Raw genomic sequence first — 25639 nt, 5'->3', positions numbered from 1 at the left:
ACGACCGGACCTCACGCCGTCGAGCGGCGCGTGTGGCGATGCCTGTGTCGGCGCACGCCGGCGGCAGCGCGTCAGGCGCGCGCGGCCAGCACGAACGGCAGCACCGGCCCGGCACCCGCCTGGTGCAGCAGGCGACCGGCGACAGTGAGCGACCAGCGGCTGTCGACGAGATCGTCGACGAGGAGGATCGGGGCGCCCTCGAGGCCGGCGACCGCAGACCTCAGCGCCGGACCGACGACGAAGCTCTCCGCGACACCGGCGAGACGGTAGGCGCTGTTCCCGCCGTTGCCGCCCGGACCCGACCCGGTGAGTTCCAGCGAGCCGAGCAGCGGCAGCCTGCCCACCTCGGCGATCGTGCGGGCGAGCGACCCCACCAGGCGCGGGTGCGTGCGCGACGGCATCGCGACGACTGCGGCCGGCCGGGCCGCCCAGTCCCACTCCGCGAGAACGCGCACGCAGGCGGCCGCCATCGCCGGTGAGACCTCGGTGTCGGGAGCGCCGGGGGCGAAGAGCGCGCGCAGCGGCCCACCCCAGCCGAGGTCGGTCAGGCGCGCGAGCGCCCGGCCCGGCTCGAGACGCTCGTCACGGGCGATGTTGCCGCGCAGCTCGAGCCCGAGCCTGGCCATGCCGCTCGGCCACTGCGCGCGCGGCTCGACCAGCACGCCCACGCGGTCCATGGCGGCGCCGGCGGTGGCCGTGGTGGCCGGGTCGACATCGATCGGGTACCAGGGCGACGTGCAGTTGTCGCAACGTCCGCACGGCGCGGCGGCGGGGTCGTCGAGGGAGCGCTGGAGGAACTCCATGCGGCACTCCGACGTCGTCTCGTACTCGATCATGGACTGCTGCTCGCGCGTGCGCGCGTCGGCGATCCGTCCGTAGCGCTCCGCGTCGTAGGTCCACGAGGCGCCGGACGACACCCAGCCGCCCTGCACGCGATCGACCGCCCCGTCCACGTCGAGCACCTTGAGCAGCAGCTCGAGCCGGCTGCGGCGGATGTCGACGCGCGCCTCGAGCGCGACCGTCGAGAGCGGGCCACCCTCGTGGGCGAGCTCGTCGAGCACGGCGGCCGCTTTCACTTCATCGGGCATCGAGGCGGTCGCGAAGTACTGCCAGATCGCGGCATCCTCGGGCCCGGGGAGGAGCAGCACGTCGGCTCGTTCCGTGGCGCGGCCGGCGCGGCCGACCTGCTGGTAGTACGCCACGGGCGTCGACGGCGCACCGACGTGGATGACGAAGCCGAGGTCGGGCTTGTCGAAGCCCATGCCGAGGGCGCTCGTGGCGACCAGCGCCTTGAGGCGGTTCTCCTTCAGCAGACGCTCCGACTCTTCGCGTTCCGCGGGATCGGTCTGGCCCGTGTATGCGCGCACCTCGTGGCCGGCCTCGCGCAGCAGTCGGGCGGTGTCTTCGGCGGCCGACACCGTGAGCGTGTAGATGATGCCGCTGCCGGGCAGGTCGCCGAGGTGGCTGAGCAGCCAGGCGAGGCGGGCCGCGGCATCCGGCAGTCTCAGCACACCCAGCCGCAGCGACGCGCGCGCCAGCGGACCGCGGATCGTGAGCACGCCCGCGCCCCCGGCGCCGAGCTGCTCCTCGACGTCGTGCACGACGCGCTCGTTGGCCGTGGCGGTGGTGGCCAGCACGGGCACGTCGCCGGGCATGCCGGCGATGAGGTCACGGAGCCGACGGTAGTCGGGACGGAAGTCGTGGCCCCAGTCCGAGATGCAGTGCGCCTCGTCGACGACGAGCAGCCCGACGCGCGCGATGAGGGCCGGGAGCTGCTCGTCCCGGAAGCGCGGATTGTTGAGGCGCTCGGGGCTGACCAGCAGCACGTCGAGCTCGTCGGCGTGCAGCCGCGACAGCACGTCGTCCCACTCCAGCGGGTTGGCGGAGTTGATGCTCGCGGCGCGCACCCCCGCGCGCTCGGCCGCGGAGACCTGGTCGCGCATGAGGGCGAGCAGCGGCGAGACGAGGATCGTGGGGCCGGCGCCTCGGCGGCGCAGCAGCAGCGTCGCGACGAAGTACACCGCCGACTTCCCCCACCCGGTGCGCTGCACGACGAGCGCGCGCGAACGACCGCGCACGAGCGCGTCGATCGCCTCGAACTGGCCGTCGTGGAAGGTTGCGTCGTCGCGATCGACGAGCCGGCGGAGGGCCGCCAGAGCCTCGGTGTGCAGGTCGTCGGTCGTGTCGTCGCTCACTCCGCGACCGTACCCGGCGGGACCGACGTCGCGCGCATCGGCGGCCTCCGCCTGCGGACGCGCGTCACCCGTTCTGCCGGGGATCGGGACGCGGGCGCACGGGCTTCGGCTCCTCCCGCGGGCGGCGAGATCCGGTCGGGTCGCTGCGGCGCCCCTCGAGTCCGGCGAGGGCGCGATCGGCGAACAGCCACGCGGGCCGTGGCTCGACGAGCGGCCGGAACACGCGCCGCACGGGCCGGGTCGCCAGGCCGAGTGCGATGAGCACCGAGGCGACGATGACGATCGGCAGCCACAGCCACGTCGGCTCGAGGTCGCGCAGCACGCCTGACTCGCGGAACGGGTAGAGCACGAACGAATGCAGGAGGTAGACGTACATCGTGTACTGCCCGAAGTGCGTCCACCAGTGGGTCCCGCGCGGGAGCAGCGCGAAGAACGCGGCGCTGAGCACGATCGCGACCGCCATGAGCGCGAGCCGCACGCCGCCCGCCCACCACTCGGTGCCGCCGAGCGCCGCGTAGTTGTCGTCGTAGAAGAGCCACTCGCGCAGGTTCATCGCCCGCCAGCCGTCGACGAAGAACCAGGCCGACCACCCCGCCATCGCGAACACCGCCACCGCCGCGACCGTTACGCCCCAGCGGCGTCGCGCGAGCAGCCCGAAGCGCTCCACGACGTCGTGCTCGCGGAGCCACCAGCCGAGGGTGAAGAACGGCAGAAGGCCGAGCGTGCGCGAGAGCGAGAACGTCGAGTCGATGTTCGGCAGATAGCCGGCGCCGATCGAGATCGCCACGGTCCACAGCAGCGGCCACCGCAGCAGCGCGAGGTACGGCAGCACGAGGCGGAAGATGCCGAGGGCCAGGAGGAACCACAGCGTCCACGACGGCTGGGTGAGGTTCGGGTTGGCGCTGCCTTCGACGATCCACTTCGTGAGCGTCCACAGACCCTCGAAGATGAAGTAGGGCAGGAGGATGTCGGTGACGACGCGCGCCATCTGGCGGCGGTTGGGCGGATCCGACTTCGAGAAGTAGCCCGAGATGATCGCGAAGGCCGGCATGTGGAACGCGTAGATCAGCAGATACAGGCCGAGTGCGATGTCGGAGTCGTAGGTCAGCCGCTGCACGGCGTGACCGAGCACGACCAGCACGATGCAGGCGAAGCGGGCGTTGTCCCAGAAGGGCGTCCGCCGCTTGGCGCGCACGATGGCGGTGCTCCCGGTCAGCGGGGGAGCGGTGGAGGCCGCGTCGGAGGCGTTCGCGTGATCGGTCATGGCGCGTTGCCACCCTATCCTGGGGGTCTCGCCCTGCGCCGGTGCGCGGCCGGGAGAGCGAGCGATGACGCCGAGGAGCGTGGAATGCCCGATTCCCCTGTCCTGTCCATCTCGAGCGGACGCCTGCGCGGCGTGCGGCAGAACGGCATCGATCGGTTCCTCGGCATCCCGTACGCGGCGCCTCCGGCCGGACGGCTCCGCTTCCGCGAACCGGCTCCTCCCGCCGCGTGGGAGGGGGAACGGGATGCCTCGGCCTTCGGCCCCACAGCGCCGCAGACGGTCTATCCGCCGGCGCTCGCCCCCTACCTCCCGTCCGTCGAGATCCCGGGTGCCGACGCGCTGACCGTCAACGTGTGGACGCCGTCCGATCACGCCGAGCGCGAACCGCTGCCGGTCGTCGTCTACGTCCACGGCGGCGCGCTGACCCGCGGATCGGCGGCGCTGCCGATCTACGACGGCGCGTCGTTCGCGCGCCACGGCATCGTGTACGTGTCCGTGCAGTACCGGCTCGGACAGGAGGGCTTCGCGGTGCTCGACGGCGTGCCGCAGAACCTCGGCGTGCTCGACCAGCAGGCCGCGCTGCGCTGGGTGCGCCGGGAGATCGCCGTGTTCGGCGGCGACCCCGGCCGCGTGACGGCGATGGGCCAGTCCGCCGGCGCGAACACCCTCACCGCACTGCTCGCCCTGCCGCGCGCGGCGGAGCTGTTCGATCAGGCCGTCCTGCAGAGCGGCCCGCTGTCGGCTCAGCCGCCCAAGAGAGCCGGCCGCATGTCGCGTGCGATCGCGAAGCGCCTCGGCGTACCAGCCACACGCGAAGGATTCGCCGGTGTCGCGCCGGACGACCTCGCCGCCGCCCAGACCGCCGTCTCGGCGGGCGCGTCGCCGCTCGGCCGTGGTCCGTCGGTCGCGCTCGCGATCGGTGGTGCGGCCGTGCCGTCGGATCCGCTCGCCGCACTGCGGAGCGGCGCGGGACGCGGAATCCCGGTCCTGATCGGCTCGACCAGTGAGGAGTACCGCCTGTGGTTCGTCCCCGGTGGAACCGTCGACCGGATCACCACGGCCACCCTCACGCTCGCCCGGCTCGCCGCTCGCGTGCCGAAGAGGATCATCGACGCGCACCGCCGTCGTCGTCCCGGCGCCACTCCCGGCGAGCTGCTGGGCGAGGTCATGACCGACATGCTGCTGCGTGGACCGACCACGCGCTTCGCCGACGGCCGGATCGAGGGCGCCGCTCCCACGTGGGTGTACGAGTTCCGCTGGCAGAGCCCCGTCGACGGACTCGGCGCCGCCCACGCGATGGAGCTCGGGTTCGTGTTCGACCGGCTCGACACCCCCGACGCCATCGCCCTCGGCGGAACCGACGGACCGCGCGCGCTCGCCGACGCCATGCACGGCGCGTGGGTGTCGTTCATCCGCGACGGCGACCCCGGCTGGGAGCGCTGGTCGGCGCGCAGGCCGGTGCAGGCGTTCGACGCCGATGGCGGGCACATCGACTACGCGCCGCGTCAGGACGAGCTCGCGGGCCTCCCGGAGCGGTAGTCTGCCGCGCGATGACCACGACCGACGAGGCACGCGCCCAGGACCGCGACATCCCCGACATCGACTGGCGGGTGTTCCCCGACGGCACGGAGCGCGACACCTTCGCCGCGCCCAGCGGCGGGCTCGCGCGTGTGCGCCTCGGCTCCGCCGAAGCGCCGCGCGTGCTGCTCGTCTCGGGCGTCGCGGGGTCGAAGGAGGATTTCGTCCGGCTCTTCCCGCTCTTCGCGGCCGCCGGGTACCGCGTCGAGTCCTACGATCTCGCCGGACATTATCAGTCGGCCGGCGCGGGTCCGCAGAACCTCGATCCGCCCCGCGACCACTACGACTACCGGCTGTTCCTCGACGACCTCATCGCCGTGCTCGAGGACGGACCCGGCCCGGTGCATGTGCTCGGCTACAGCTTCGCGGGCCTGCTCGCCGAGCTCGCGCTCGCCGAGCGCCCCGAGCTGTTCGCCAGTCTCACGCTCATGGCGGCGCCGCCCGCTACCGGGCAGGTCTTCCGCGGTGTGAAGCACATCGGACCCATCTCCGACATGCCGCCCCACCGCGCCGCCGGGCTCATCCTGTGGGGCATCCGCTACAACCTCAATCGCACGCCGCCGCTGCGCATCCAGTTCGTGCGGGAGCGGATGACCGTGACCGGCCGGCCGGTGATCGACGACGTCGTCGCGCTCATGATGACGATGCCCGACATCGCCGACGACGTGGCCCGCGTCGGCATCCCGAAGCTGATCGCGGTGGGCGAGCAGGACCTCTGGCCGACCGAGCAGCACGCCGCCTACGCCGACCGCATCGGAGCGCGGATGACGGTGTACCCGACCGGTCACGCGCCGTGCGAGACCGCCCCGCATCAGCTCGTGCGCGACATGATCGCGTTGTTCACGGGCTCCTGAGCAGCGACCGGCCGAGCCGCGGCATCCGCTCGGGAATAACCTGGAGGCGCACACGTTGCACGAGATACATTCATTTGCATAGAACCGTCCGGCGCCGGAGATCCCGGCAGGGCGCAGAAGCGGAGAGATCGTGAGCGAGAGCACCACGTGGCCGGGGATGCAGTTCGGCATCTTCACGGTGAGCGACATCACCGAGGACCCGACGAACGGGACCACCCCGAGCGAGGCGGAGAAGATCCGCAACACCATCACCGTGGCCAAGCACGCGGAGGAGGTCGGTCTCGACGTCTTCGCGCTGGGTGAGCACCACAACCCGCCGTTCTGGTCCTCGTCGCCCACGACGACGCTCGCGTACATCGCCGCGCAGACCGAGCGCCTGGTGCTCTCGACCGCGACCACCCTCATCACCACGAACGACCCGGTGAAGATCGCCGAGGACTTCGCGATGCTGCAGCACGTCTCGGGCGGACGTGTCGACCTCATGCTCGGCCGCGGCAACACCGGCCCGGTCTACCCGTGGTTCGGCAAGGACATCCGCCAGGGACTGCCGCTCGCGATCGAGAACTACAACCTGCTCCACCGCCTGTGGCGCGAGGACGTCGTGGACTGGGAGGGCCAGTTCCGCACGCCGCTGCAGGGCTTCACCTCGACGCCCCGTCCGCTGGACGGCGTCGCGCCGTTCGTGTGGCACGGCTCGATCCGCACCCCTGAGATCGCCGAGCAGGCCGCCTACTACGGCGACGGCTTCTTCGCGAACAACATCTTCTGGCCCAAGGAGCACTACCAGCGCCTCATCGCGCTGTACCGCCAGCGCTACGCCCACTACGGGCACGGCACGCCGGAGCAGGCGATCGTCGGCCTGGGCGGCCAGGTGTACATGTCGGCGAAGTCGCAGGACGCCGTGTCGCAGTTCCGCCCGTACTTCGACAACGCACCGGTGTACGGCCACGGGCCGTCGCTGGAGGACTTCAGCGAGATGACCCCGCTGACCGTCGGCTCGCCGCAGCAGGTCATCGACCGCTACGCGGCGATGCGCGACTACTACGGCGATTACCAGCGCCAGCTGTTCCTCATCGACCACGCGGGACTGCCGCTCAAGGCGGTGCTCGAGCAGCTCGACATCCTCGGCGGCGAGGTCGTGCCGGTGCTCCGCAAGGAGCTCGCGCAGAATCGCCCGGCGCAGGTTCCGGATGCCCCGACCCACGCCGGTCTGGTCATGGCGGCCTACGGCGACGCGGCGCCGCGCCAGGCGGTGCCCGGCGCGAACCGCGGCGACAACCTGGTCGGCGACAGCCCCTACCAGGACACCCCGGCGCCCGCGGGCGCCGCGTTCGGCCTCGGCCGGAAGGAGGCGTGACATGACCTCAGGTGCTGGAGCAGCCGCGTCGCGCGCAGCCCGCCGCGTCGCCGTCGTCTCGGCCGGCCTGTCCAACCCCTCGTCGACCCGGCTGCTGGCCGATCGCCTGGCGTCCGCGACCGTGAAGGAGCTCGCCGCGCGCGACATCGCGGCGGAGGTCGACGTGTTCGAGCTGCGCGACTACGCGCACGACATCACCAACAACCTGCTCACCGGCTTCGCGCCGCCGGCCCTCGAGTCGATGGTGAACGCGGTCGTCTCCGCTGATGCGGTCATCGCCGTGACGCCGATCTTCTCGACGAGCTACTCGGGCCTGTTCAAGTCGTTCATCGACGTGCTCGACCCCGACGCGCTCACGGGCAAGCCGGTGCTCATCGGCGCGAACGCCGGAACCGCCCGGCACTCGCTCGCGATCGACTACGCCATCCGGCCGCTGTTCACCTACCTCCACGCCGAGCCGGTCTCGACGGGCGTGTTCGCCGCGTCGAGCGACTGGGGCGCCGCAGGCGACCAGGTCGCGCCGCTGGGCGAGCGGGTCGATCGTGGCGCGCGCGAGCTGGCAGACGCCATCGCGCGCCGCGAGCCGGCCAGGAACGAGGACCCGTTCGACCCCGCGAACTACCTCGGCGAGGGCCGATCCTTCGGGCATCTCCTCGGCGGCCTGGCCGGGGAGTAGCCTCAGCCGAGCACGACGTCGTCGGCTGTGCGGAGGGGGCGCCACGCGCTCTCTCCGCGCACCGCGACCGGCTGCAGCACGTCCGCGTCGACGAGCGGCCCGAAGTCGACGTCGGTCAGGGCCTCGATGTCGGCGATCGGCACCTGGAAGGTGCGGAAGCCGCCGAGTCTCGACACGGCGAGGGCTCCCTGCGACGTGTCGATCAGGTCGGACTGGTCGAGCACGAAACCCGCAGCCTCGAGGCGGAGCAGTCGGGGGTCGGCGTCACCCGACGCCGCCCAGGCCGCGACCTTGAAGAACCGACGGGGGATCTGCACTCCGCGGTACTCGGGATCCTCGGGCGCCAGCACCGGCGCAGTGAACACGCTGACCCGGTGATCGGCGGTGTCGGCGTAGGCCAGAACGTGGTCTTCGAGCCCGAGCCACAGCTCTTTCGACTGATTGAACGCACCCGCCTGAGGGGCGGCGTTCGTGTACACGAAGGTCGCCTCGGTGGCTGCGCGGGCCTCGGCGGCCGTGCCCCACCCCGGGTCGCGCCGACGCACGAGGTGGCCGCGGTCGAGGTCGTTGTCGGCGTACACCGACGGCCCCGCCTGCTCCGCGGCGGGGACTCGCGCGTCGAGGTGCCACTCTCCGGTGCGCGCGACATCGCGCAGCGTCGCGCCGTCGATGTTGACGCCGGTGACCGCGGCGAGGCGGCGCTGCGGCGCGAGCAGCACGGTGAATCTCGGGTAGGTCAGCGCCCGCACGGCTGTGTCGCCGACAGGGCGGGGGAGCGGGAGCGGGATGCCGAGGAAGTCGTCGTCGTAGCCGGTCGGGGTCGCGTTCGCCACGGGTCCATCCTGACGTGCGCCGCCGACATCGGGGGCTACCCCCCGCTCCACGCGTACTCCGATTCGGGCCGCCCCGGTGTCCCGTAGCGCGGCGAGCGCGCCACGCGTCCCACCGCTGCGAGGTGCTCGAGGTAGCGTCGCGCCGACACGCGGGAGATCCCGAGCCGCTGCGCCGCCTCTCCCGCCGACACCGGTCCGTTCTCCCGTACGTCCTGGGTCACACGCTCGAGCGTCGCCGACGAGAGGCCCTTGGGAAGCGCGACCGAGGTCGCAGGGCGCAGGGCGCCGAGCAGGGCATCGATCTCGCTCTGGGTCGCGGTGCCGGCGGCCTGCTCCGCACGACGGCGGAACTCGCGGTACTGCTCCATGCGCTCCCGGAACGTCGCGAAGGTGAATGGCTTCACCAGGTACTGGGCGACCCCCAGCCCGACCATCGTGCGCACGACCTCGGCGTCGCGCACGCCGGTGATCGCCACGACGTCGACCCGTGCGCCGCGCGCGCGGACCCGGCGCAGCACGTCGACCCCGGTGCCGTCCGGCATCGTGATGTCGAGCAGCACGAGGTCGAAGTCGTCACCGCGGTCGACGAGCGCGGTGATCGCGGCGCGCGCGCCTGTGCACTCTCCGGTCACCCCGAAGCCGTCGAGCCGCTCGATGTAGGACCGATGCAGCTCGAGCGTCAGCGCGTCATCGTCGACGAGGAGAACGCGGATCACGGCGACCCCGCCGGAAGCGTGACGGTGAATGCGGTCGGGTCGGCGGAGATCCGGACCGTCCCACCCGCGCCGTCGACGATGGAGCGCACCAGGGCCAACCCCACGCCGCGCCCCTCCGTCCCCGCCGGCTTGGTCGAGAACCCGTGCTCGAACACGCGCTCGGCGAGCTCGTCCCGCACCCCCTCTCCGCTGTCGGACACGGCGATCCGCAGACGGCCGTCGTCCGCCGCCGTGAACTCCACGCGGACCCAGCGGGGTGGGTCACCGGCCGCCGCGGCGTCGAGGGCGTTGTCGATGAGGTTGCCCACGACCGACACGGCGTCGACGGGCGACAGCGGGCTGCGCGGCGCCTCAGGATCGATGTCGGCGCTCCACTCGACGCCGCGCTCGCGTGCCTGTGCGGACTTGCCGAGGAGCAGCGCGCCCACCGTCGGATCGCCGAGCCGGCCCGCGGCGACCTGGTCCACGAGCACCTGGCTCTGTCGCGAGGTCTCGGTGAGCAGGTCGATCGCCTCCTGCGTGCGCCCGAGCTCGAGCAGGGACACGGCCGTGTGCATGCGGTTCCCGTGCTCGTGGGTCTGCGCTCGAAGCGCCTCGCCGAGCGTCCGCATCGACTCGTACGAGGCGACGGCGTCGCGGATGGTGCCCGCGGGGAGGTCGCCGGCCACGCGGCGTGTGGTCTGGCGGGCGAGGACCGCGCCCAGCAGGCCGGCCGCGAGCACCGCGAGGGTGATCGACACGACGAACGGCAGGCGGGGCACGATGTCCGACGCGATACTGCCGATCGTCACACCCACCGCGACCCAGCCCACCACGTCGCCGTCACGCAGGATGGGCGCGATCGTGCGCACCGACGGGCCGAGCGTGCCGGTGTACTCCTCGGTCGCCGTCACGGCGGATCCGGGGATGGTGCCGATGTACGCGCGTCCGATCTCGGCCGGATCCCGGTGCGTCACGCGCACGCCGTCCGACGTCATGATCGTCACGAAGTCGACGTGCGCGTGCTCCATGACATCGACGGCGACCGGTTGAAGACGAGCGGATGCCTCGGCCCCGGTCACGTCCGACATGACCTGCGGCATCACGGCGAGAGACTCTGCCACGGCGCGCGTGACCTCCTCCGCCTCGGTGCGGGCGGCGCGCTGGGCGTCGAGGATCAGCACCACGGCGAGCACCGCCACCAGCGCCGCCACCGACACCACGACCACGAGGAAGACGCGCGAAGCGGCGCTGCCCTGCGGGGTCGCCTCGCCCAAGAGTCCTCCTCATGCGGATGGCGCGGCATCCGCTGCGACCAATACGACCACAACTCGTCGCAACCCGCGACGCGCCGCACCCTGGTGTCACCGGCAGGACCGATGCCCGCCGGATCTGGACAACGACGTTTCACCAGGAGGCGATGATGGCTCTTTCCACACGGACAACTTCGTTCACACTGCCCGGCTTCAACTGGAGGCGCGGCAAGCGGTCGTGGGACAAGCACACGTGGCTCTATGTCTCCGTGATCATCGCGGTCGTGCTGGGCGCGATCGTGGGCCTCGTCTGGCCCGAGGTCGGCGTGGCGCTGAAGCCCCTGGGCGAGGCGTTCGTCGGACTGATCAAGATGATGATCGCCCCGATCATCTTCTGCACGATCGTGGTCGGGGTCGGGTCGATCGCGAAGGCGGCCACAGTCGGCAAGATCGGCGGGCTGGCGCTGCTGTACTTCATGGTCATGTCGACCTTCGCGCTCGCGATCGGGCTCGTGGTCGGCAACCTCCTGCACCCCGGCGAGGGCCTGAACATGGCCGATTCGACCTACGAGGCGGTCGCCGAAGCCAAGACGACGCAGGAGTTCATCCTCGGCATCATCCCCACCACGTTCTTCTCGGCGTTCATCGGCGAGAGCGTTCTGCAGGTGCTCTTCATCGCGCTCCTCGTCGGCTTCGCGCTGCAGCAGATGGGCGCGAAGGGCGAGCCGATCATGAACGCCGTCAAGCACCTGCAGGCGCTCGTCTTCCGCATCCTGGGCATGATCCTGTGGCTCGCGCCGATCGGCGCGTTCGGCGCGATCGCCGCGGTCGTCGGCAACACCGGCGTCGCCGCGATCTGGGCGCTGGGCACCCTCATGATCGCGTTCTACATCACCTGCGTCGTCTTCATCGTCGGCGTGCTGGGCACCCTGCTCTACGCAGTCACGCGAGTGAACATCTTCAGCCTGGTGAAGTACCTGGCCCGCGAGTACCTGCTGATCGTCGGCACGTCGTCCTCGGAGTCGGCGCTGCCCCGCCTCATCGCGAAGATGGAGCACCTCGGCGTCTCCAAGCCGGTCGTGGGCATCACCGTTCCCACCGGCTACTCGTTCAACCTGGACGGAACGGCGATCTACCTGACCATGGCATCGCTGTTCATCGCGAGCGGCATGGGCGCTCCGATGTCGATCGGCGAGCAGATCGGGCTGCTGGTCTTCATGATCATCGCGTCGAAGGGTGCGGCCGGAGTGACCGGAGCGGGTCTGGCGACGCTCGCGGGCGGACTGCAGGCGTACCGTCCCGATCTGGTCAACGGCGTCGGCGTCATCGTGGGCATCGACCGCTTCATGTCGGAGGGCCGCGCGCTCACCAACTTCACCGGCAACGCCGTCGCCACGGTCCTCATCGGCACGTGGACGAAGGAGTTCGACGCGTCGCGCGCCCGCCGAGTGCTCGCCGGCGAGCTGCCCTTCGACGAGACCACGCTCTCGGGCGACGACCACGACGGCATGTCCGAGGATGCGGGCGCGGTCGGCCTGCAAGGCCTGGAGGAGGCCGCCGTCGCCGAGGCGGGGGCGAAGGAGGAGCGGTCTCGGCAGCGCGAGCTGCTCAGCCGCTGAGTTGACCCGCCGGGGCCCGTCTGCGCGCGTGCGCAGGCGGGCTCACGGCCGTCCGGGCGGCCTAGCGCTGACCGGGGACTCGGAGTGCGGAGTCCGTCGCAGGGATCTCGCGGCGCGAGAGCACCGCTGCGGTGAAGAAGCAGATCGCCCCGATCGCCGTGCCGAGGTTCGTCCACCGCTCGCTGACGAGGTCGCCGGTGGAAGGCACCACGTACGCCGCCACTGCCGACACGCCGAACGCGATGGAGCCGAGCATGTTGAGGCCCGTGCCGTGCCACGTTCGCGCATCGCGGTCCCACAGCCGCTCGCGCTCCCGCGTGGCCGCCACCCCGAGCGCGCTCGAGATCAGGAACGCCGCCGAGCCCCATGCATCGGGCCGCCACCCCACCCCGACGGCGTCGGGTCGGGCGATCGCCGCCAGCAGAGCGCCCAGCGTGGAGACGTTGAACAGCAGGGTGCCGGCGAACTGGATCGCCGCGGCCCACCAGTCGGCTCGGTCGGCGCGATTCGTGTCGCCCCGCGGTGGGCGGCGACCGCTCAGCACCAGCTGGATGAGCGCGGCGAGCGTGAAGAAGATCGATCCGACGAAGAAGGTGACGTTGGTCCAGACGGTCCCCGCCCAGTCCGCGTAGAACGGCAGCGAGCCGGCAAGGAAGCACAGCGAGCCGATCGCGAAGCCCCAGGCCTCACGCCGCAGGCGCGTGACCCGGTCGGGGCCGCCGCTCACGCCCCGGGATCGAGCTCGCCCGACTCGATCGCTGATTCGCGCTCCTCGAGGTCGAGTTCGTCCATCTGGTCCTCGACGGACTCCATCGGATCGAGCGTGGCCGGCGGCAGCTCGAACTCCGTGTCGTCGTCGAGCGGCACGTCGCGCTCGTCGTCGGGGATGCGCTCCCGGAAATCACTCATGCCGACCTCCCGGTCACCCGCTCTTGCGGCGGAACTCCCGCTTCGTCACGGCGCCATGGGTGCCGTGAACGGCGGAATCGCCGTCGAGGTGCTGCTCGCCCTCTCGATGCTGCGAGTTCTTCTTGTCGAGTGCTTCCTTGAACTTGCGCTTCATCTCATCGGATGCCGCGCCCGCCGGCTTCTCGTCGGTGCTCATGACCCCACCCTAGGCACCGGGGCCGGTCCGGCGCCAGGCATTTCCGCCGGAACGGGCAGCCACTGGTAGGATCGGGAAGGTTGCCCTCGCGGCATCCGCTCAATTCAACATGAGCTCACGGAGCAGGCCGGCAGCTAGCTGGTCCCCTGTGGTGGTCTCCTCGTCGCTTCGCGCCGGGTGGATTTCTACTGGTGGCCAGTGCTGGCGACATCCGCGGCGATCGCCGCGCGCCGAGATCTGCCTGTTCCTGCTCCTTCGATTGATCCTCGCCCGGCACACGGCCGGACGAGGCTAAACAAAGAAGGAGAGACCTCTTGGAAGGTCCTGAAATCACCGCCGCCGAAGCCGTCCTCGACAACGGCCGCTTCGGCACCCGCACCGTCCGGTTCGAGACCGGACGCCTCGCGCAGCAGGCACAGGGTGCCGTCGCCGCGTACCTCGACGAGGAGACGATGCTCCTCTCGGCCACCAGCGCCGGCAAGCACCCGCGCGAAGGCTTCGACTTCTTCCCGCTGACCGTCGACGTCGAAGAGCGCTCGTACGCCGCGGGCAAGATCCCCGGCTCGTTCTTCCGCCGTGAGGGCCGCCCCTCCACCGAGGCGATCCTCGTCTGCCGTCTCATCGACCGCCCGCTGCGTCCCTCGTTCGTCGACGGCCTCCGCAACGAGGTGCAGATCGTCGTGACGGTGCTCTCGATCGCACCCGGCGAGTACTACGACGCGCTCGCGATCAACGCCGCGTCGGCGTCGACGCAGATCTCGGGCCTGCCGTTCTCGGGCCCGATCGCCGGTGTGCGCCTCGCGCTCGTCCCCGGCCACGGTGAGCACGCCGACCAGTGGGTCGCGTTCCCGAACCAGGCCCAGGTCGAGGAGGCCGTCTTCGACCTCATGGTCGCCGGTCGCGTCCTGCCCGACGGCGACGTCGCGATCATGATGGTCGAGGCCGAGGCCACCGAGAACAGCTGGAACCTCATCAAGGGTGGCGCCGTCAAGCCGAACGAGGAGATCGTGGCGCAGGGCCTCGAGGCCGCCAAGCCGTTCCTCAAGCAGCTCGTCGAGGCCCAGGCCCAGATGGCTGCGAGCTCGTCGCGCGAGCCCGGCGTGTACCCCGTCTTCCCGCCCTACACCGATGAGACGTTCGAATTCGTGAACTCGCGCGCCTACGGTGAGCTCGTCGGCGTCTACCAGATCGCCGACAAGCAGGAGCGCCAGAGCGCCGACGACGCGATCAAGGACCGTGTCAAGGCGGAGCTCACCGCGGCGATCGACGCCGGCGAGCTGCCGGCATCGGCCGCAGCCGAGTTCGGCGGTGCATACAAGTCCGTCACCAAGAAGATCGTGCGCGGTCGCATCCTCTCCGAGGGCGTCCGCATCGACGGGCGCGGCCTGGCCGACATCCGTCCGCTCGACGCAGAGGTGCAGGTCATCCCGCGCGTGCACGGCTCGGCGATCTTCCAGCGCGGTGAGACCCAGATCCTGGGTGTCACGACGCTGAACATGCTCAAGATGGAGCAGCAGATCGACTCGCTGTCGCCCACGACGAGCAAGCGCTACATGCACCACTACAACTTCCCGCCGTACTCGACCGGTGAGACCGGCCGGGTCGGCAGCCCCAAGCGTCGTGAGATCGGGCACGGCTTCCTCGCCGAGCGCGCCCTCATGCCGGTGCTGCCCAGCCGCGAGGAGTTCCCGTACGCCATCCGCCAGGTCTCGGAGGCGCTGAGCTCGAACGGCTCGACGTCGATGGGCTCGGTCTGCGCCTCGACGCTGTCGCTGCTGAACGCCGGTGTGCCGCTGCGCGCTCCGGTCGCCGGCATCGCGATGGGGCTCGTGTCCGACGAGGTCGACGGTCAGACCCGCTATGCGGCACTGACCGACATCCTCGGCGCCGAGGACGCCCTCGGTGACATGGACTTCAAGGTCGCCGGCACGAGCGAGTTCGTCACGGCGATCCAGCTCGACACGAAGCTCGACGGCATCCCGTCGTCGGTCCTCGCCGCCGCGCTCACCCAGGCCAAGGAGGCTCGCCTCACGATCCTCAACGTCCTCAACGCCGCGATCGACGGGCCGGACGAGATGGCTCCGACCGCCCCGCGCGTGATCAGCGTGCAGATCCCGGTCGACAAGATCGGCGAGCTCATCGGCCCGAAGGGCAAGACGATCAACGCGATCCAGGATGAGACCGGCGCTCAGATCTCCATCGAGGAGGACGGCACCGTCTACATCGGCGCGACCGACGGCCCGTCGGCCGAGGCCGCCCGTGCCCAGGTCAATGCGATCGCCAACCCCACCAACCCGGAGGTCGGCGAGCAGTTCCTCGGCACCGTCGTGAAGATCGCGACGTTCGGCGCGTTCATCTCGCTCCTGCCCGGCAAGGACGGCCTGCTGCACGTCAGCGAGGTCCGCAAGCTCGCCGGCGGAAAGCGCGTCGAGAACGTCGAAGACGTGCTCGGTGTCGGACAGAAGCTGCTCGTCCGGATCACCAAGATCGACGACCGCGGCAAGCTCTCCCTCGAGCCCGTTCTCGAGGAGGCCGCCGACCAGGAGGGTCGCGACGCTGCGAGCGAGGGCCCCGAGGCTCCCGCCGAAGGCTGAGCCAGACAGCATTGTCCGGATGCCCGTCCCTTCCCGAGCGGAGGGGGCGGGCATCCCTCGTCTGCGCGCGGGATGCGCGAGTGTGTCCGCCGAATGGGGGACAGGCGGGGGTGGAGCTCTCGGGACGTGACCAAAGCGTTATGTAATGTTTACCCGCGACACACCGCAACGGTCAGGGGATTGTCCGGACTGCCCTACCCTCTTAGGTAACGCGCCGGGGGGTGCGGGACAGGCGATCACGAAGTCTCCATCGGGAGTCGACGTGAGGGGGTGTCACATGGCTTTCTTCGGCGTTGACTCGAAGCTCTCGTCATCGAGCCCCGAGACACTCTCCACCATCGTGCCCGGCGTGCACCCGTCCGCACCGATCCCGGTTCAGGGGCCGCCCGTCGGCCGCAACGTGCGCACTCCGCTCGGCGAGAGCGGCATCGACATCTTCCCGCTGATCCTCGGCGGCGCGGAGTTCGGCTGGAACGTCGACCTCGAGTCCAGCCACGACATCCTCGACACCTACGTCGAACTCGGCGGCAACGCGGTGCACACGTCCGACAGCTTCGCCGCCGGGCGCAGCGAGCACATCATCGGTCAGTGGCTGCACTCCCGCGGGCTCCGCGACGACGTCGCCCTCATGGTGCGCATCGGCGGCCATGCCGACAACCCCGGGCTCGGTCCGGTGAACCTGGTGCGCGCGGTCGAGGCATCCCTCACCCGTCTGCGGACGGATCGCATCGACGTGCTGTACCTCGACGCCACGAGCGACTCGACCACCGCCCTCGAAGACACGCTGGCCACGGCCGAGTGGCTGGTCGACAGCGGCAAGGTCCGTGCGCTGGGCGCCATCGGCTACACCGCAGCCCAGCTCGTCGAAGCGCGCATCTACTCGTCCGCGGGGTTCCCGCGCATCACCGTGCTCGACGTGCCGTTCAACGTGCTCCGGCGGCACGAGTTCGACGCCGACCTGCGGCTCGTCGCCGGAGCGCAGGGCATGGCGGTCACGCCGTCGCACGCGCTCGAGCACGGCTTCCTCGCCGGTCGTCAGCGCACGCGCCTGCGCGGCACGCTGTCCGTGCGCGGCGCCCAGCTCGCGGCGAACCTCAACCGCCGCGGCAGCCGCACACTGCGCGCGCTCGACGCGGTCGGAACGGAGCTCGGCGTGCCCGACGCTGCCGTCGCGGTGGCGTGGCTGCTCGCGCAGAAGCTCGTGACGGCGCCGATCATCAACGCGTTCGCCTCGGCACAGGTCGAGGAGCTCGTGCAGGGCGTCGGCGTCCGCCTGAGCCGCGCCCAGCTGTCCGACATCGCCCGGGCGTCCGAGTAGGTCGCTCCGTCACGGCGCGACCGGGGGCTGTCTGGTCCGTGTCGTAGGGTGGAGGAGGTGTCCCGTCGGGGCACGCGACCCCCGACGGAGTGAGCTGCGTGACGCACTACATCTACCTCGTGCGACATGGTGAGCACCAGGATGCCGAGCACGGCCTGGTCGACGGGCGCCTGTCGCCGCGGGGCCGGCGGCAGGCCGCTCTGCTGGCCGATCGGCTGTCCGGCGTGCCGTTCGATGCGGTGTGGCATTCGCCGCTCGAGCGTGCGAGCCAGACCGCGCAGGCCGTCAAGGAGCGCATGCCGTCGCTCGAGCCCGAGCCATCGGCACTGCTGTTCGACTGCGTGCCGACGGGCATGACCGAGGAGACGCCGACGGCGTTCGAGCCGTTCTTCGGTTCCGTCACCGAGGCCGAGATCGAAGCCGGCCGCGCGCAGATGGCCGACGCCGTGAGCGAGTACCTCGTGCGCAAGCGCGGCGAGGTGCACGAGCTGCTCATCACGCACAACTTCGTCATCGCGTGGTTCGTCCGCGAGGTGCTGCAGGCGCCCGACTGGCGCTGGATGACTCTGAACCAGGCCCACTGCGGCCTGACGGTGATCGCCCAGAAGCAGGGCCGCCCCTGGACTCTGCTCTCGCACAACGACATGGCGCACCTCCCGGTCGAGCTGCGCACGGGCCTGCCCGAGGTCTACCCGGTCTGATCCTCGGAGGTCGCCGGAGCTGCGAGCACCTTGCTGTACCAGCGGCTCGCGTTCGGGTTGTCGTTGTAGGGCTCGATCGTGGTGAAGCCGGTGCGGGCGTAGAGTGCGCCGGCGGCTTCCAGCGAGTGGTGCGTGTCTAGCACCAGTTCACGCGCGCCGAGCTCGCGGGCCCGTGACTCGAGGCCGTCCATGAGCAGGCGTCCCCAGCCGCGGCCGCGGGTCTCGGGCCGGAGGTAGAGGTGCTTGACCTCGTACCGGGTGCCGTGCGGCCCGTCGGGGATGAGGCGGATTCCGCCGCAGCCGACCGGCCGGCGCTCGTCGTCGTCGAGGATCACGAAGACGCCGGCCGGCCGCACGAACGCCTCGGGCTGCGGGAAGGTCGTGGTGTACACCACGGCCTGTTCGGCGAAGCCGGCTGTGCGGGCACGGAAGTACTCGGCGAGGAGCTCGTGGGCGTCAGGGGCGTCGACAGGGGATTCGCGAAGGGTCACCACCCTTCCAGCGTAGGCGTCCGGGGTGGGCCGGCACGCCCGCCGGCGGGGCTCCGGCGGGACGTCACACGGCCGGGGGCGGCATCCCTCCCGCCTAGGATGAAACGCATGACGACGCGCGTGGCCATCGTGGGCGGCACCGGCAAGCTCGGCGGGATCATCCGCGACGTGGTCGAGCAGGAAGACGGCTTCGACCTTCACGCGACCCTGTCGTCGCGCTCGCAGCTCGACGAGCTCGACGGCGCCGATCTCGTCGTCGACGCCTCCACTCCGGCGGTGTCGATCGACGTCGTCCGCGCCGCCGTCGAGCGCGGCATCAACGTGCTCGTGGGCACGTCAGGCTGGTCGGCCGAGCGCATCGCCCTCGTTCGCCCGCTCGTGGACGCCACCGATGTCGGCGTCGTGTTCATCCCGAACTTCTCGCTCGGCTCGGTCATCGGCTCGGCGATCGTCGCCGCGGCCGCGCCGTTCTTCCCCTCGATCGAGATCGTCGAGGCGCACCGCGAGACGAAGATCGACTCGCCCAGCGGCACGGCCGTGCGCACGGCCGAGCTCATCGCCGCCGCGCGCGTCGAGGTCGGCCCTGTCGAGTCGCCTCACGTCGATCAGCGCGCCCGCGGTCAGCAGGTCGCGAGCGTGCCGATCCATTCGCTGCGTCGTCCCGGCGTCATCGCTCGGCAGGAGACGATCCTCGCCGGCGCGGGGGAGTCGCTCACGATCGTCCACGACACCATCGAGCCGGCCAGCGCGTACGGGCCCGGCATCCGCCTCGCCCTCGCCGCCGCCCGCGACGCGAAGGGCGTCACGGTCGGCCTCGACAGCTTCCTCGACCTCCGTCTGCGCACCCCGGGTGCATCGACGACGGCAGGCCGTCCGCTCGACGAGGGCGGCGTGCCCGGCCAGGTCGCCCGGACGACGGGCGCATGAGCGCACGCATCGGCGTCGCCGTCATGGCGGTGCTCCTCGCCCTGTACATCGTGCTCGTGGGTCAGCGGGCGTGGCTGCTGCTCACGAGCGGTGACACGGTCGCTGTGATCATGGGCGCGGCGCTCATCGTGCTGCCGCTGCTCGCGGTGTGGGGCGTGGGGCGTGAGCTGTGGTTCGGCGTGCGCGCCGAGCAGCTCGGCCGGCGGCTGTCGTCCGAAGACGCCCTTCCCACCGAGGAGGTGGCGGTGCGCCCCAGCGGGCGCGCGATCCGGGAAGAGGCCGACGCCGTGTTCCCGGTGTACCGCGCCGCTGCCGAGCAGAACCCGGACGACTGGCGCGCCTGGTACCGTCTCGGCCTCGCGTACGACGCCTCCGGCGACCGCCGCCGCGCGCGCGAAGCCGTGCGCCGCGCCATCCGGCTCGAACGGGCCGAGCACCGCTCCTGAGGTTCAGTCCGCCGCAGGCACGGCGGAGGCGATCGCGTCTTCGACCGTGGGGTGGCGGAACGAGAATCCGGATGCCTCGAGCACAGCGGGCGCGACATCCAGGTCGGACGTCAGCACGGCCTCGGTGGCGTCGGTTCCGAGCACCATCCGCACGGCCCACACCGGCGCTCGGAGCAGGAACGGGCGGTTCATCCGCACCGCCAGCGCGAAGCCCAGGTCGTTCGCGGTGGCGCGCGTGGGACCCACGAGGTTGACGGGGCCGTCGAGGCCGGAGTCGATGACGTGGCGGATGGCGCGCACTTCGTCCTCGAGCGAGATCCATGGCCAGACCTGCGTGCCCCGGCCGATCGGACCGCCCACGCCGAGCTTGGTCAGCAGCATGAGCGGCTTGAGCACGCCGTCGGCATGGACGATCGGAGCCGTGCGCAGCAGGGCGACCCGCGTCTGATCGCCCGCCGAACGCGCAGCGGCCTCCCATTCGCCGCAGAGGTCCGCGAGGAACGTCTCACCGCGCGGTGACGTCTCGTCGAGACGGCGACGCGGCGCCGAGCCGTAGTAGCCCACGGCCGACGCGGACACGAAAGCCGGGGCATCCGCTCCCAGTTCGCGCAGCGCGCGGGCCATCGCCTGGGTCGGCGTCACGCGCGACCAGAGCAGCGTGTTCTTGTAACGGGCCGTCCACGGGAATCGGCCGATCGTCGCCCCGTTGAGCCCGACGACCGCCTCGGCGCCGTCGAGGACCGCGGGATCGAGCGCGGAGGAGCCGGTGAGCCACTCCACCTCGTCGGACGCCTCGGCGGGCCGGCGCACGAGGCGCGTGACCTCGACGCCGTCGGCGCGCAGGCTGTCCACCAGGGCCGACCCGATGAGTCCCGTCGACCCGTGCACCACGACCCGGCGTGGGCCGGGCCGCGGTGAAGCGGCATCAGGCAAGCGTGGCCTCGATGGTGATCTCGACGCCCGCGAGGGCTTGCGAGACCGGGCATCCCGCCTTCGCCGCCTGCGCCAGGCGCTCGAACTCCTCGGGGTCGAGGCCGGGCACGACGGCGTTCACGTTGAGGTGGCTGCCGGTGATACCGGTGCCGGGCTTGAAGGTCACCGACGCGGTCGTGTCGATCGACTCGGGCGGCGTGCCGTTCTCGGCCAGCGCGAGCGAGAAGGCCATGCTGAAGCACGACGAGTGGGCGGCGGCGATGAGCTCTTCGGGCGTCGTCGTGGAGGTCGAGCCCTCGCTGCGCGCCTTCCAGTTGACGTCGAAGGTGCCGAGCCCGGACGAGACGAACGTCACCTCGCCGGCTCCGTCGAACAGACCGCCCTTCCAGGCGGTGGTTGCTTCGCTCGTGACCGTCATGGGGGCCTCCCTCTCACGGCGCCCGCGGACCGAGCGCCTCGCGGTCAGCCTAACCGCGCGCGACGCAGCGGCGCGACGGTGCGCGACGCGTGTCAGGCGGACGCCGGGCCTGCGCGGCCGATCAGACCGAGCCGCTGCAGCAGGAGGTACATCATGCAGCCGAGGCACACGCCGAAGACCGCGTTGAGGAAGGCGGCCACGAATGCGAACGCCGCGGCGACCGGCAGGGCCAGCGGCACGCCGAAGAGGTGGAGGACGAGGCCCAGGCCGACGACGACCAGGCCGACGCCCTGCGCGAACCGCGGCGGACGCGGGTCTTCGAGCTCGGTCGGCGGCGCGAGGCGCGGCGCGACGACGGAGCGGTAGAGCACGCCCCACGGTGCGGTGCGCGGAGAGACGACGCCCCACAGGAACAGCAGCGCGATGACGAGCAGCAGCAGGAAGCCCGGGTCGAGGATGCGGGCGTCGACCGTCGTCGTCGAAACGACCCAGCCGAGCGGGATGAAGCTCTCCTGGGCCAGCGGCTGATAGGCGAACCATCCGAACGCCGCCGATCCGTACGCCGCAGACAGCCCCGTGAGGCTGAGGAACAGCGCGATCAGCAGCAGGACCGAGGTGATCCCGGCCGCGAAGCGGGGACCCCGGGGGTCGATGCCGCGCCGGGCCGAGGCATCCGCCCCGTCAGACATGCGCGTCCTCCGCCGTGAGCCGGTTCAGTTCGAGCTCGAGCACGTCACGGCTCGGCGTACCGCCGAAGCGGGTCCGGATCACTCCGCCGCGGTCGAGCACGAGCGTGGTGGGCGTCTGGAGGACGTGGAAGTGCTTGGCGATGTCGGGCCGATGCGTCAGGTCGACGTCGAGGTGGCGGACGCCCTCGTGCGCGTCGGCGATGCTCGACAGCGTGCGGTGCACGCCGGGGCAGCGGGCGCAGAGCTCGGTGCTGAACTGCAGCAGCGTCGCCACCTCGCCGAGGCCGTCGGCGCCGAGCCGCTGTGGCTCGACGACCTCGTGGAGGATGTGACGCTGCGGACGCGACTGGCGCCAGCGCAGATAGACGCCGATGGCCACCGTCAGCGCGAGGAGCGCGGCGATGATGACGAAGGCGGTCACGAGGTTCACAACTGATCAGGGTATTCCCGTTCACCTGAATGGAGACCGGATGCCGCGATTATGACGCTCCCGGCGTAACAGAGGCCGGTGGGGGAGGGCGCGGGTATCGTGGCAGCCGTGACGACGGCGATCCCCACCCCCTACGAGGACCTCCTGCGCGATGTGCTCGAGCACGGCACCCACAAGGACGACCGCACCGGAACGGGGACGACCAGCGCGTTCGGGCGCCAGATCCGCTTCGACCTGTCGCAGGGCTTCCCCCTGATCACGACCAAGCGGGTGCACTTCAAGTCCATCGCCTACGAGCTGCTGTGGTTCCTTCGCGGCGAGTCCAACGTGCGATGGCTGCAGGACAACGGCGTGACCATCTGGGACGAGTGGGCCGACGCCGACGGCGAGCTCGGTCCTGTGTACGGCGTGCAGTGGCGCTCGTGGCCCACGCCCGACGGCGCGCACATCGACCAGATCTCCCAGGTGATCGAGCAGATCCGCTCGACCCCCGACTCCCGTCGGCTGCTGGTGTCGGCGTGGAATCCCGCCGACATCCCCGACATGGCCCTCGCGCCCTGCCACGCGATGTTCCAGTTCTATGTCGCCGACGGTCGCCTGTCGTGCCAGCTGTACCAGCGGAGTGCCGACCTCTTCCTCGGCGTGCCGTTCAACATCGCCTCGTACGCCCTGCTCACGCTCATGGTCGCGCAGCAGACCGGTCTCGAGCCGGGCGACTTCGTCTGGACCGGCGGCGACTGCCACATCTACGACAACCATGTCGAGCAGGTGCGCGAGCAGCTCACGCGCGAGCCGTACCCTTACCCGACCTTCCGCTTCGCTCGGAAGCCCGAGACGATCTTCGACTACACGTACGACGACTTCGTCGTCGAGGACTACCAGCACCACCCGGCGATCCGCGGGGCGGTCGCGGTATGACGCCACGCATCGGCCTCGTCTGGGCCGAAGCGCACGGCGGGGTGATCGGGGCCGACGGCGGCATGCCGTGGCACGTGCCCGAAGACCTCGCGCACTTCAAGGCGGTGACGTCGGGCGGACCGGTCGTGATGGGCCGCCGCACGTGGGAGTCGCTCCCCGAGCGGTTCCGGCCGCTCCCGGGCCGACGCAACATCGTCGTCACCCGCAACGGGGCGTGGAGTGCCGAGGGCGCGGAGCGGGCGGGATCGCTCGACGCTGCGATGACCGCCGCGACGGCAGACGCACCCGACTGGATCTGGATCATCGGCGGTGGCGAGCTCTTCCGCGAGAGCATCGCGATGGCCGACCGGCTCGAGGTCACCGAGCTCGACGCCGAGGTCGACGGCGACACTCTCGCCCCCGGCCGAGCCGGGTGGGCGGTCGAGTCGATCGACCCCGTCGAGGGCTGGCACACGTCGAGCAGCGGCATCCGCTATCGATTCCTCGGTCTCACGCGCGCGTCCTAGGCTGTCGCGCATGGCGAAGACGGCGATGATCACGGGCGCGAGCTCGGGCCTCGGCGCGGAGTACGCGCGGCAGCTCTCGGCGATGGGCGCCGACCTCGTGATGGTCGCGCGCGACCGCGAGGCGCTCGACGACCTGGCGGCCGCCCTGCGCACGCGTCACGGCGTCGGCGTCGAGGTGCTCGCGGCCGACCTGCTCGAGCCGCGGCAGCGCGAGAAGGTGGAGCGGCGCCTCACCGACCCCGGCCGGCCGATCGAGATGCTCGTCAACAACGCGGGCTTCGGGCTTCCGCTGGCGTTCGAGCGCAACGACATCGAAGACGAGGTGCGTCACCTGGACCTCCACGTCGAGGTGCCCATGCGGCTGAGCCACGCCGCCCTCGGACCCATGCTGGCGCGCGGGCACGGCCGCATCCTCAACGTCGCGTCCGTGGCGGGATTCACGCCCCGCTCGACCTACGGAGCCTGCAAAGGCTGGCTCATCAGCTTCAGCCGCTGGGCCAATGCGGCGTACGCCGGCCGCGGCGTGACGATGACCGCCGTCTGCCCCGGCTTCACGCACACCAACTTCCACGAGCGGGCTGGACTCCCGCCGGGGAAGGAGGGCGTTCCCGACTGGATGTGGCTGGACGCGCGCACGGTCGTCGCCGCATCGCTGCGCGATGCCGCGCGGGGCAAGGCGGTCTCGGTGCCGTCGGCGAAGTACAAGCTGCTCGTGACGGCGAGCCGCCTCGCACCTGCCCGGCTCGTCGCTCGGGCGGCTGCCACAGGGCGCTGACGACACGGCGCAGCAGGCGGCATCCCGATAGCCTGGGTGCATGACGCACACGGGCAACCCATTCGGACAGGTTCTCGTCGCGCTCGTCACCCCGATGACGGCGGACGGCGAAGTCGATTGGCCCGCTGTCGAGAAGCACATCGACGACGTCATCACCGCTGGAGCCGACGGCATCGTCGTCACGGGCACCACCGGTGAGACCTCGACCCTCACCGACGCCGAGAAGATCCGTCTGGTGGAGGTCGGGAAGGACGTCGCAGCCGGCCGCGCCAAGATCATCACGGGCGGCGGCTCCAATGAGACAGCGCACGCCATCGAGCTCTACAAGGCCAGCGAGAAGGCCGGCGCCGACGGCATCATGATCGTCACGCCGTACTACAACAAGCCGACGCAGGCGGGCATCCTCACCCACTTCCGGCTCGTCGCCGATGCCACCGACCTCCCCGTCATCCTCTACGACATCCCCGGCCGCACCGGCGTGCCCATCAAGTACGAGACGATCCTGCGCCTGGCCAAGCATCCGAACATCCTCGCGATCAAAGACGCCAAGGGCGACTTCAGCGAGGTCAGCCGCGTTCTGAACCAGACCGACCTGCTGTACTTCTCGGGCGACGACGCCAACGTGCTGCCGCACCTCTCGATCGGGGCGACCGGGCTCATCGGCGTCACTGCCAACATCGCCCCCGCGCCGTACCGCGCGATCGTCGACGCCGTCAACGCCGGCGATCTCACCGCCGCCACCGCCGAGCACAAGCGGCTCGAGCCGCTCGTGCGCGCGGTGATGACCCACGTGCCGGGCACCGTCTCGGCGAAGTACATCCTGCACGGCCTCGGCCGCATCGGCAGCCCGCGCGTGCGGCTGCCCCTTGTCGGTCCCGAGGAGTGGGAAGCCGCGAAGATCGAGGACGAGCTGGCGCTCGTCGTCGGTGTGCCCGGCGCCGACTTCTCCAACTTCCGGCCCGACCGCAACGCCGCCGCCGGCGGCGCGCTGCCGAAGGTGTCGGGCACCACGAGATGACCACGCGCGCCGACCAGCCCCCATCGGGGCGACGGCGACACAAGCG

The 25639-nt window shown here is 71.1% G+C and carries 27 protein-coding genes; 14 read left to right on the top strand and 13 right to left on the bottom strand.

Annotated elements, in window-relative coordinates; genetic code table 11:
• Positions 1–71: 71 nt before the first annotated feature.
• Together H9622_RS00310 and H9622_RS00305 are read right to left on the bottom strand one after the other, a co-directional pair.
• The gene (locus tag H9622_RS00310; RefSeq protein WP_191763132.1) at positions 72–2195 is read right to left on the bottom strand and encodes a RecQ family ATP-dependent DNA helicase; all 2124 of its coding nucleotides are present in this window, start codon (positions 2193–2195) and stop codon (positions 72–74) included.
• A gap of 64 nt (positions 2196–2259) precedes the next feature.
• Positions 2260–3459 (bottom strand): acyltransferase family protein, encoded by a 1200-nt coding sequence (locus H9622_RS00305; protein ID WP_191763129.1) that lies wholly within the window; start codon positions 3457–3459, stop codon positions 2260–2262.
• 84 nt (positions 3460–3543) lie between these two features.
• Here H9622_RS00305 and H9622_RS00300 point away from each other — a divergent pair, with 84 nt between their 5' ends.
• From H9622_RS00300 to H9622_RS00285, 4 genes are all read left to right on the top strand, one after another.
• The gene (locus H9622_RS00300) at positions 3544–4998 is read left to right on the top strand and encodes a carboxylesterase/lipase family protein (protein WP_191763127.1); all 1455 of its coding nucleotides are present in this window, start codon (positions 3544–3546) and stop codon (positions 4996–4998) included.
• An 11-nt stretch (positions 4999–5009) separates the two neighbouring features.
• A complete protein-coding gene (locus H9622_RS00295) occupies positions 5010–5891 on the top strand; it encodes an alpha/beta fold hydrolase (protein WP_191763125.1) in 882 nt (293 codons plus the stop codon).
• Between the two features lie 157 nt (positions 5892–6048).
• Positions 6049–7248, top strand: coding sequence for an LLM class flavin-dependent oxidoreductase (locus H9622_RS00290; RefSeq protein ID WP_191765470.1), 1200 nt, complete (start codon positions 6049–6051; stop codon positions 7246–7248).
• Between the two features lies 1 nt (position 7249).
• Positions 7250–7924, top strand: a complete 675-nt coding sequence (locus tag H9622_RS00285) for an FMN reductase (protein ID WP_191763123.1) — start codon at positions 7250–7252, stop codon at positions 7922–7924.
• Positions 7925–7926: 2 nt separating this feature from the next.
• Here H9622_RS00285 and H9622_RS00280 read toward each other — a convergent pair whose 3' ends face one another.
• The 3 genes from H9622_RS00280 to H9622_RS00270 are packed head-to-tail and all read right to left on the bottom strand — an operon-like array spanning position 7927 to position 10729.
• The gene (locus H9622_RS00280) at positions 7927–8757 is read right to left on the bottom strand and encodes a DNA/RNA non-specific endonuclease (RefSeq protein WP_191763122.1); all 831 of its coding nucleotides are present in this window, start codon (positions 8755–8757) and stop codon (positions 7927–7929) included.
• Between the two features lie 35 nt (positions 8758–8792).
• The gene (locus H9622_RS00275; protein WP_191763120.1) at positions 8793–9473 is read right to left on the bottom strand and encodes a response regulator; all 681 of its coding nucleotides are present in this window, start codon (positions 9471–9473) and stop codon (positions 8793–8795) included.
• Positions 9470–10729 carry a sensor histidine kinase gene (locus H9622_RS00270; RefSeq protein ID WP_191763118.1) on the bottom strand — a complete coding sequence of 420 codons (1260 nt, stop codon included), beginning with the start codon at positions 10727–10729 and terminating at the stop codon, positions 9470–9472. The genes H9622_RS00275 and H9622_RS00270 overlap by 4 nt, the downstream gene beginning before the upstream one ends.
• Before the next feature lie 146 nt (positions 10730–10875).
• Between H9622_RS00270 and H9622_RS00265 the strand changes: the two genes are divergently transcribed.
• Positions 10876–12324 (top strand): cation:dicarboxylate symporter family transporter, encoded by a 1449-nt coding sequence (locus H9622_RS00265; RefSeq protein ID WP_191763116.1) that lies wholly within the window; start codon positions 10876–10878, stop codon positions 12322–12324.
• A 61-nt stretch (positions 12325–12385) separates the two neighbouring features.
• Here H9622_RS00265 and H9622_RS00260 read toward each other — a convergent pair whose 3' ends face one another.
• Genes H9622_RS00260 through H9622_RS00250 form a run of 3 tightly spaced genes read right to left on the bottom strand, consistent with a single transcriptional unit; the run spans position 12386 to position 13429 of the window.
• The gene (locus H9622_RS00260; protein ID WP_318246982.1) at positions 12386–13051 is read right to left on the bottom strand and encodes a YrhK family protein; all 666 of its coding nucleotides are present in this window, start codon (positions 13049–13051) and stop codon (positions 12386–12388) included.
• Positions 13048–13233 (bottom strand): hypothetical protein, encoded by a 186-nt coding sequence (locus tag H9622_RS00255; RefSeq protein WP_191763114.1) that lies wholly within the window; start codon positions 13231–13233, stop codon positions 13048–13050. The genes H9622_RS00260 and H9622_RS00255 overlap by 4 nt, the downstream gene beginning before the upstream one ends.
• A gap of 13 nt (positions 13234–13246) precedes the next feature.
• On the bottom strand, positions 13247–13429 hold the full coding sequence (locus tag H9622_RS00250; protein WP_191763112.1) for a DUF5302 domain-containing protein: 183 nt from the start codon (positions 13427–13429) through the stop codon (positions 13247–13249).
• 314 nt (positions 13430–13743) lie between these two features.
• Here H9622_RS00250 and H9622_RS00245 point away from each other — a divergent pair, with 314 nt between their 5' ends.
• From H9622_RS00245 to H9622_RS00235, 3 genes are all read left to right on the top strand, one after another.
• The gene (locus tag H9622_RS00245) at positions 13744–16023 is read left to right on the top strand and encodes a polyribonucleotide nucleotidyltransferase (protein ID WP_191763110.1); all 2280 of its coding nucleotides are present in this window, start codon (positions 13744–13746) and stop codon (positions 16021–16023) included.
• A gap of 277 nt (positions 16024–16300) precedes the next feature.
• Complete coding sequence (locus H9622_RS00240; protein ID WP_191763108.1) at positions 16301–17341, top strand: aldo/keto reductase; 1041 nt, start codon at positions 16301–16303, stop codon at positions 17339–17341.
• A gap of 98 nt (positions 17342–17439) precedes the next feature.
• Positions 17440–18042, top strand: coding sequence for a histidine phosphatase family protein (locus H9622_RS00235; protein ID WP_191763106.1), 603 nt, complete (start codon positions 17440–17442; stop codon positions 18040–18042).
• Here H9622_RS00235 and H9622_RS00230 read toward each other — a convergent pair.
• A complete protein-coding gene (locus H9622_RS00230) occupies positions 18030–18536 on the bottom strand; it encodes a GNAT family N-acetyltransferase (protein ID WP_191763104.1) in 507 nt (168 codons plus the stop codon). The genes H9622_RS00235 and H9622_RS00230 overlap by 13 nt on opposite strands.
• Positions 18537–18641: 105 nt before the next feature.
• On the opposite strand from H9622_RS00230, the gene H9622_RS00225 reads away from it, so the two are divergent.
• Positions 18642–19460: a 4-hydroxy-tetrahydrodipicolinate reductase gene (locus H9622_RS00225; protein ID WP_191763102.1), complete on the top strand. Its 819-nt coding sequence runs from the start codon at positions 18642–18644 to the stop codon at positions 19458–19460.
• Positions 19457–19906, top strand: coding sequence for a tetratricopeptide repeat protein (locus H9622_RS00220; protein WP_191763100.1), 450 nt, complete (start codon positions 19457–19459; stop codon positions 19904–19906). The genes H9622_RS00225 and H9622_RS00220 overlap by 4 nt, the downstream gene beginning before the upstream one ends.
• A 3-nt stretch (positions 19907–19909) precedes the next feature.
• Here H9622_RS00220 and H9622_RS00215 read toward each other — a convergent pair whose 3' ends face one another.
• The 4 genes from H9622_RS00215 to H9622_RS00200 form a co-directional block, all read right to left on the bottom strand.
• A complete protein-coding gene (locus H9622_RS00215) occupies positions 19910–20839 on the bottom strand; it encodes a TIGR01777 family oxidoreductase (protein ID WP_191763098.1) in 930 nt (309 codons plus the stop codon).
• Positions 20832–21257, bottom strand: coding sequence for an OsmC family peroxiredoxin (locus H9622_RS00210; protein WP_191763096.1), 426 nt, complete (start codon positions 21255–21257; stop codon positions 20832–20834). The genes H9622_RS00215 and H9622_RS00210 overlap by 8 nt, the downstream gene beginning before the upstream one ends.
• 92 nt (positions 21258–21349) lie before the next feature.
• The gene (locus tag H9622_RS00205) at positions 21350–21946 is read right to left on the bottom strand and encodes a DUF4395 domain-containing protein (RefSeq protein ID WP_191763094.1); all 597 of its coding nucleotides are present in this window, start codon (positions 21944–21946) and stop codon (positions 21350–21352) included.
• A complete protein-coding gene (locus H9622_RS00200) occupies positions 21939–22376 on the bottom strand; it encodes a TlpA family protein disulfide reductase (RefSeq protein ID WP_191763092.1) in 438 nt (145 codons plus the stop codon). The genes H9622_RS00205 and H9622_RS00200 overlap by 8 nt, the downstream gene beginning before the upstream one ends.
• Before the next feature lie 108 nt (positions 22377–22484).
• Here H9622_RS00200 and H9622_RS00195 point away from each other — a divergent pair, with 108 nt between their 5' ends.
• From H9622_RS00195 to dapA, 4 genes are read left to right on the top strand one after another with little or no spacing between them, the layout of a single operon-like run.
• The gene (locus tag H9622_RS00195; protein WP_191763090.1) at positions 22485–23294 is read left to right on the top strand and encodes a thymidylate synthase; all 810 of its coding nucleotides are present in this window, start codon (positions 22485–22487) and stop codon (positions 23292–23294) included.
• On the top strand, positions 23291–23800 hold the full coding sequence (locus H9622_RS00190) for a dihydrofolate reductase (RefSeq protein WP_191763088.1): 510 nt from the start codon (positions 23291–23293) through the stop codon (positions 23798–23800). The genes H9622_RS00195 and H9622_RS00190 overlap by 4 nt, the downstream gene beginning before the upstream one ends.
• Before the next feature lie 10 nt (positions 23801–23810).
• Positions 23811–24575, top strand: coding sequence for an SDR family NAD(P)-dependent oxidoreductase (locus H9622_RS00185; protein WP_191763086.1), 765 nt, complete (start codon positions 23811–23813; stop codon positions 24573–24575).
• 40 nt (positions 24576–24615) lie between these two features.
• The gene (gene dapA, locus H9622_RS00180) at positions 24616–25593 is read left to right on the top strand and encodes a 4-hydroxy-tetrahydrodipicolinate synthase (RefSeq protein WP_191763084.1); all 978 of its coding nucleotides are present in this window, start codon (positions 24616–24618) and stop codon (positions 25591–25593) included.
• Positions 25594–25639 lie beyond the last annotated feature (46 nt).

Origin of the sequence: Microbacterium gallinarum (assembly GCF_014837165.1) — a bacterium.
GTDB lineage: Bacteria > Actinomycetota > Actinomycetes > Actinomycetales > Microbacteriaceae > Microbacterium > Microbacterium gallinarum.
Note: the sequence above shows the minus strand (reverse complement) of the source record. Positions and strands in the feature narration are given on the sequence as shown.

What these genes read in the sequence shown, in the direction of transcription:
- H9622_RS00265 (WP_191763116.1), top strand. Translation starts at nt 10,876, where the DNA reads ATGGCTCTTTCCACACGGACAACTTCGTTCACACTGCCCGGCTTCAAC.
- H9622_RS00240 (WP_191763108.1), top strand. Translation starts at nt 16,301, where the DNA reads ATGGCTTTCTTCGGCGTTGACTCGAAGCTCTCGTCATCGAGCCCCGAG.
- dapA (WP_191763084.1), top strand. Translation starts at nt 24,616, where the DNA reads ATGACGCACACGGGCAACCCATTCGGACAGGTTCTCGTCGCGCTCGTC.
- H9622_RS00190 (WP_191763088.1), top strand. Translation starts at nt 23,291, where the DNA reads ATGACGCCACGCATCGGCCTCGTCTGGGCCGAAGCGCACGGCGGGGTG.
- H9622_RS00290 (WP_191765470.1), top strand. Translation starts at nt 6,049, where the DNA reads ATGCAGTTCGGCATCTTCACGGTGAGCGACATCACCGAGGACCCGACG.
- H9622_RS00305 (WP_191763129.1), bottom strand. Translation starts at nt 3,459, where the DNA reads ATGACCGATCACGCGAACGCCTCCGACGCGGCCTCCACCGCTCCCCCG.
- H9622_RS00300 (WP_191763127.1), top strand. Translation starts at nt 3,544, where the DNA reads ATGCCCGATTCCCCTGTCCTGTCCATCTCGAGCGGACGCCTGCGCGGC.
- H9622_RS00220 (WP_191763100.1), top strand. Translation starts at nt 19,457, where the DNA reads ATGAGCGCACGCATCGGCGTCGCCGTCATGGCGGTGCTCCTCGCCCTG.
- H9622_RS00210 (WP_191763096.1), bottom strand. Translation starts at nt 21,257, where the DNA reads ATGACGGTCACGAGCGAAGCAACCACCGCCTGGAAGGGCGGTCTGTTC.
- H9622_RS00255 (WP_191763114.1), bottom strand. Translation starts at nt 13,233, where the DNA reads ATGAGTGATTTCCGGGAGCGCATCCCCGACGACGAGCGCGACGTGCCG.
- H9622_RS00185 (WP_191763086.1), top strand. Translation starts at nt 23,811, where the DNA reads ATGGCGAAGACGGCGATGATCACGGGCGCGAGCTCGGGCCTCGGCGCG.
- H9622_RS00285 (WP_191763123.1), top strand. Translation starts at nt 7,250, where the DNA reads ATGACCTCAGGTGCTGGAGCAGCCGCGTCGCGCGCAGCCCGCCGCGTC.
- H9622_RS00225 (WP_191763102.1), top strand. Translation starts at nt 18,642, where the DNA reads ATGACGACGCGCGTGGCCATCGTGGGCGGCACCGGCAAGCTCGGCGGG.
- H9622_RS00250 (WP_191763112.1), bottom strand. Translation starts at nt 13,429, where the DNA reads ATGAGCACCGACGAGAAGCCGGCGGGCGCGGCATCCGATGAGATGAAG.
- H9622_RS00205 (WP_191763094.1), bottom strand. Translation starts at nt 21,946, where the DNA reads ATGTCTGACGGGGCGGATGCCTCGGCCCGGCGCGGCATCGACCCCCGG.
- H9622_RS00295 (WP_191763125.1), top strand. Translation starts at nt 5,010, where the DNA reads ATGACCACGACCGACGAGGCACGCGCCCAGGACCGCGACATCCCCGAC.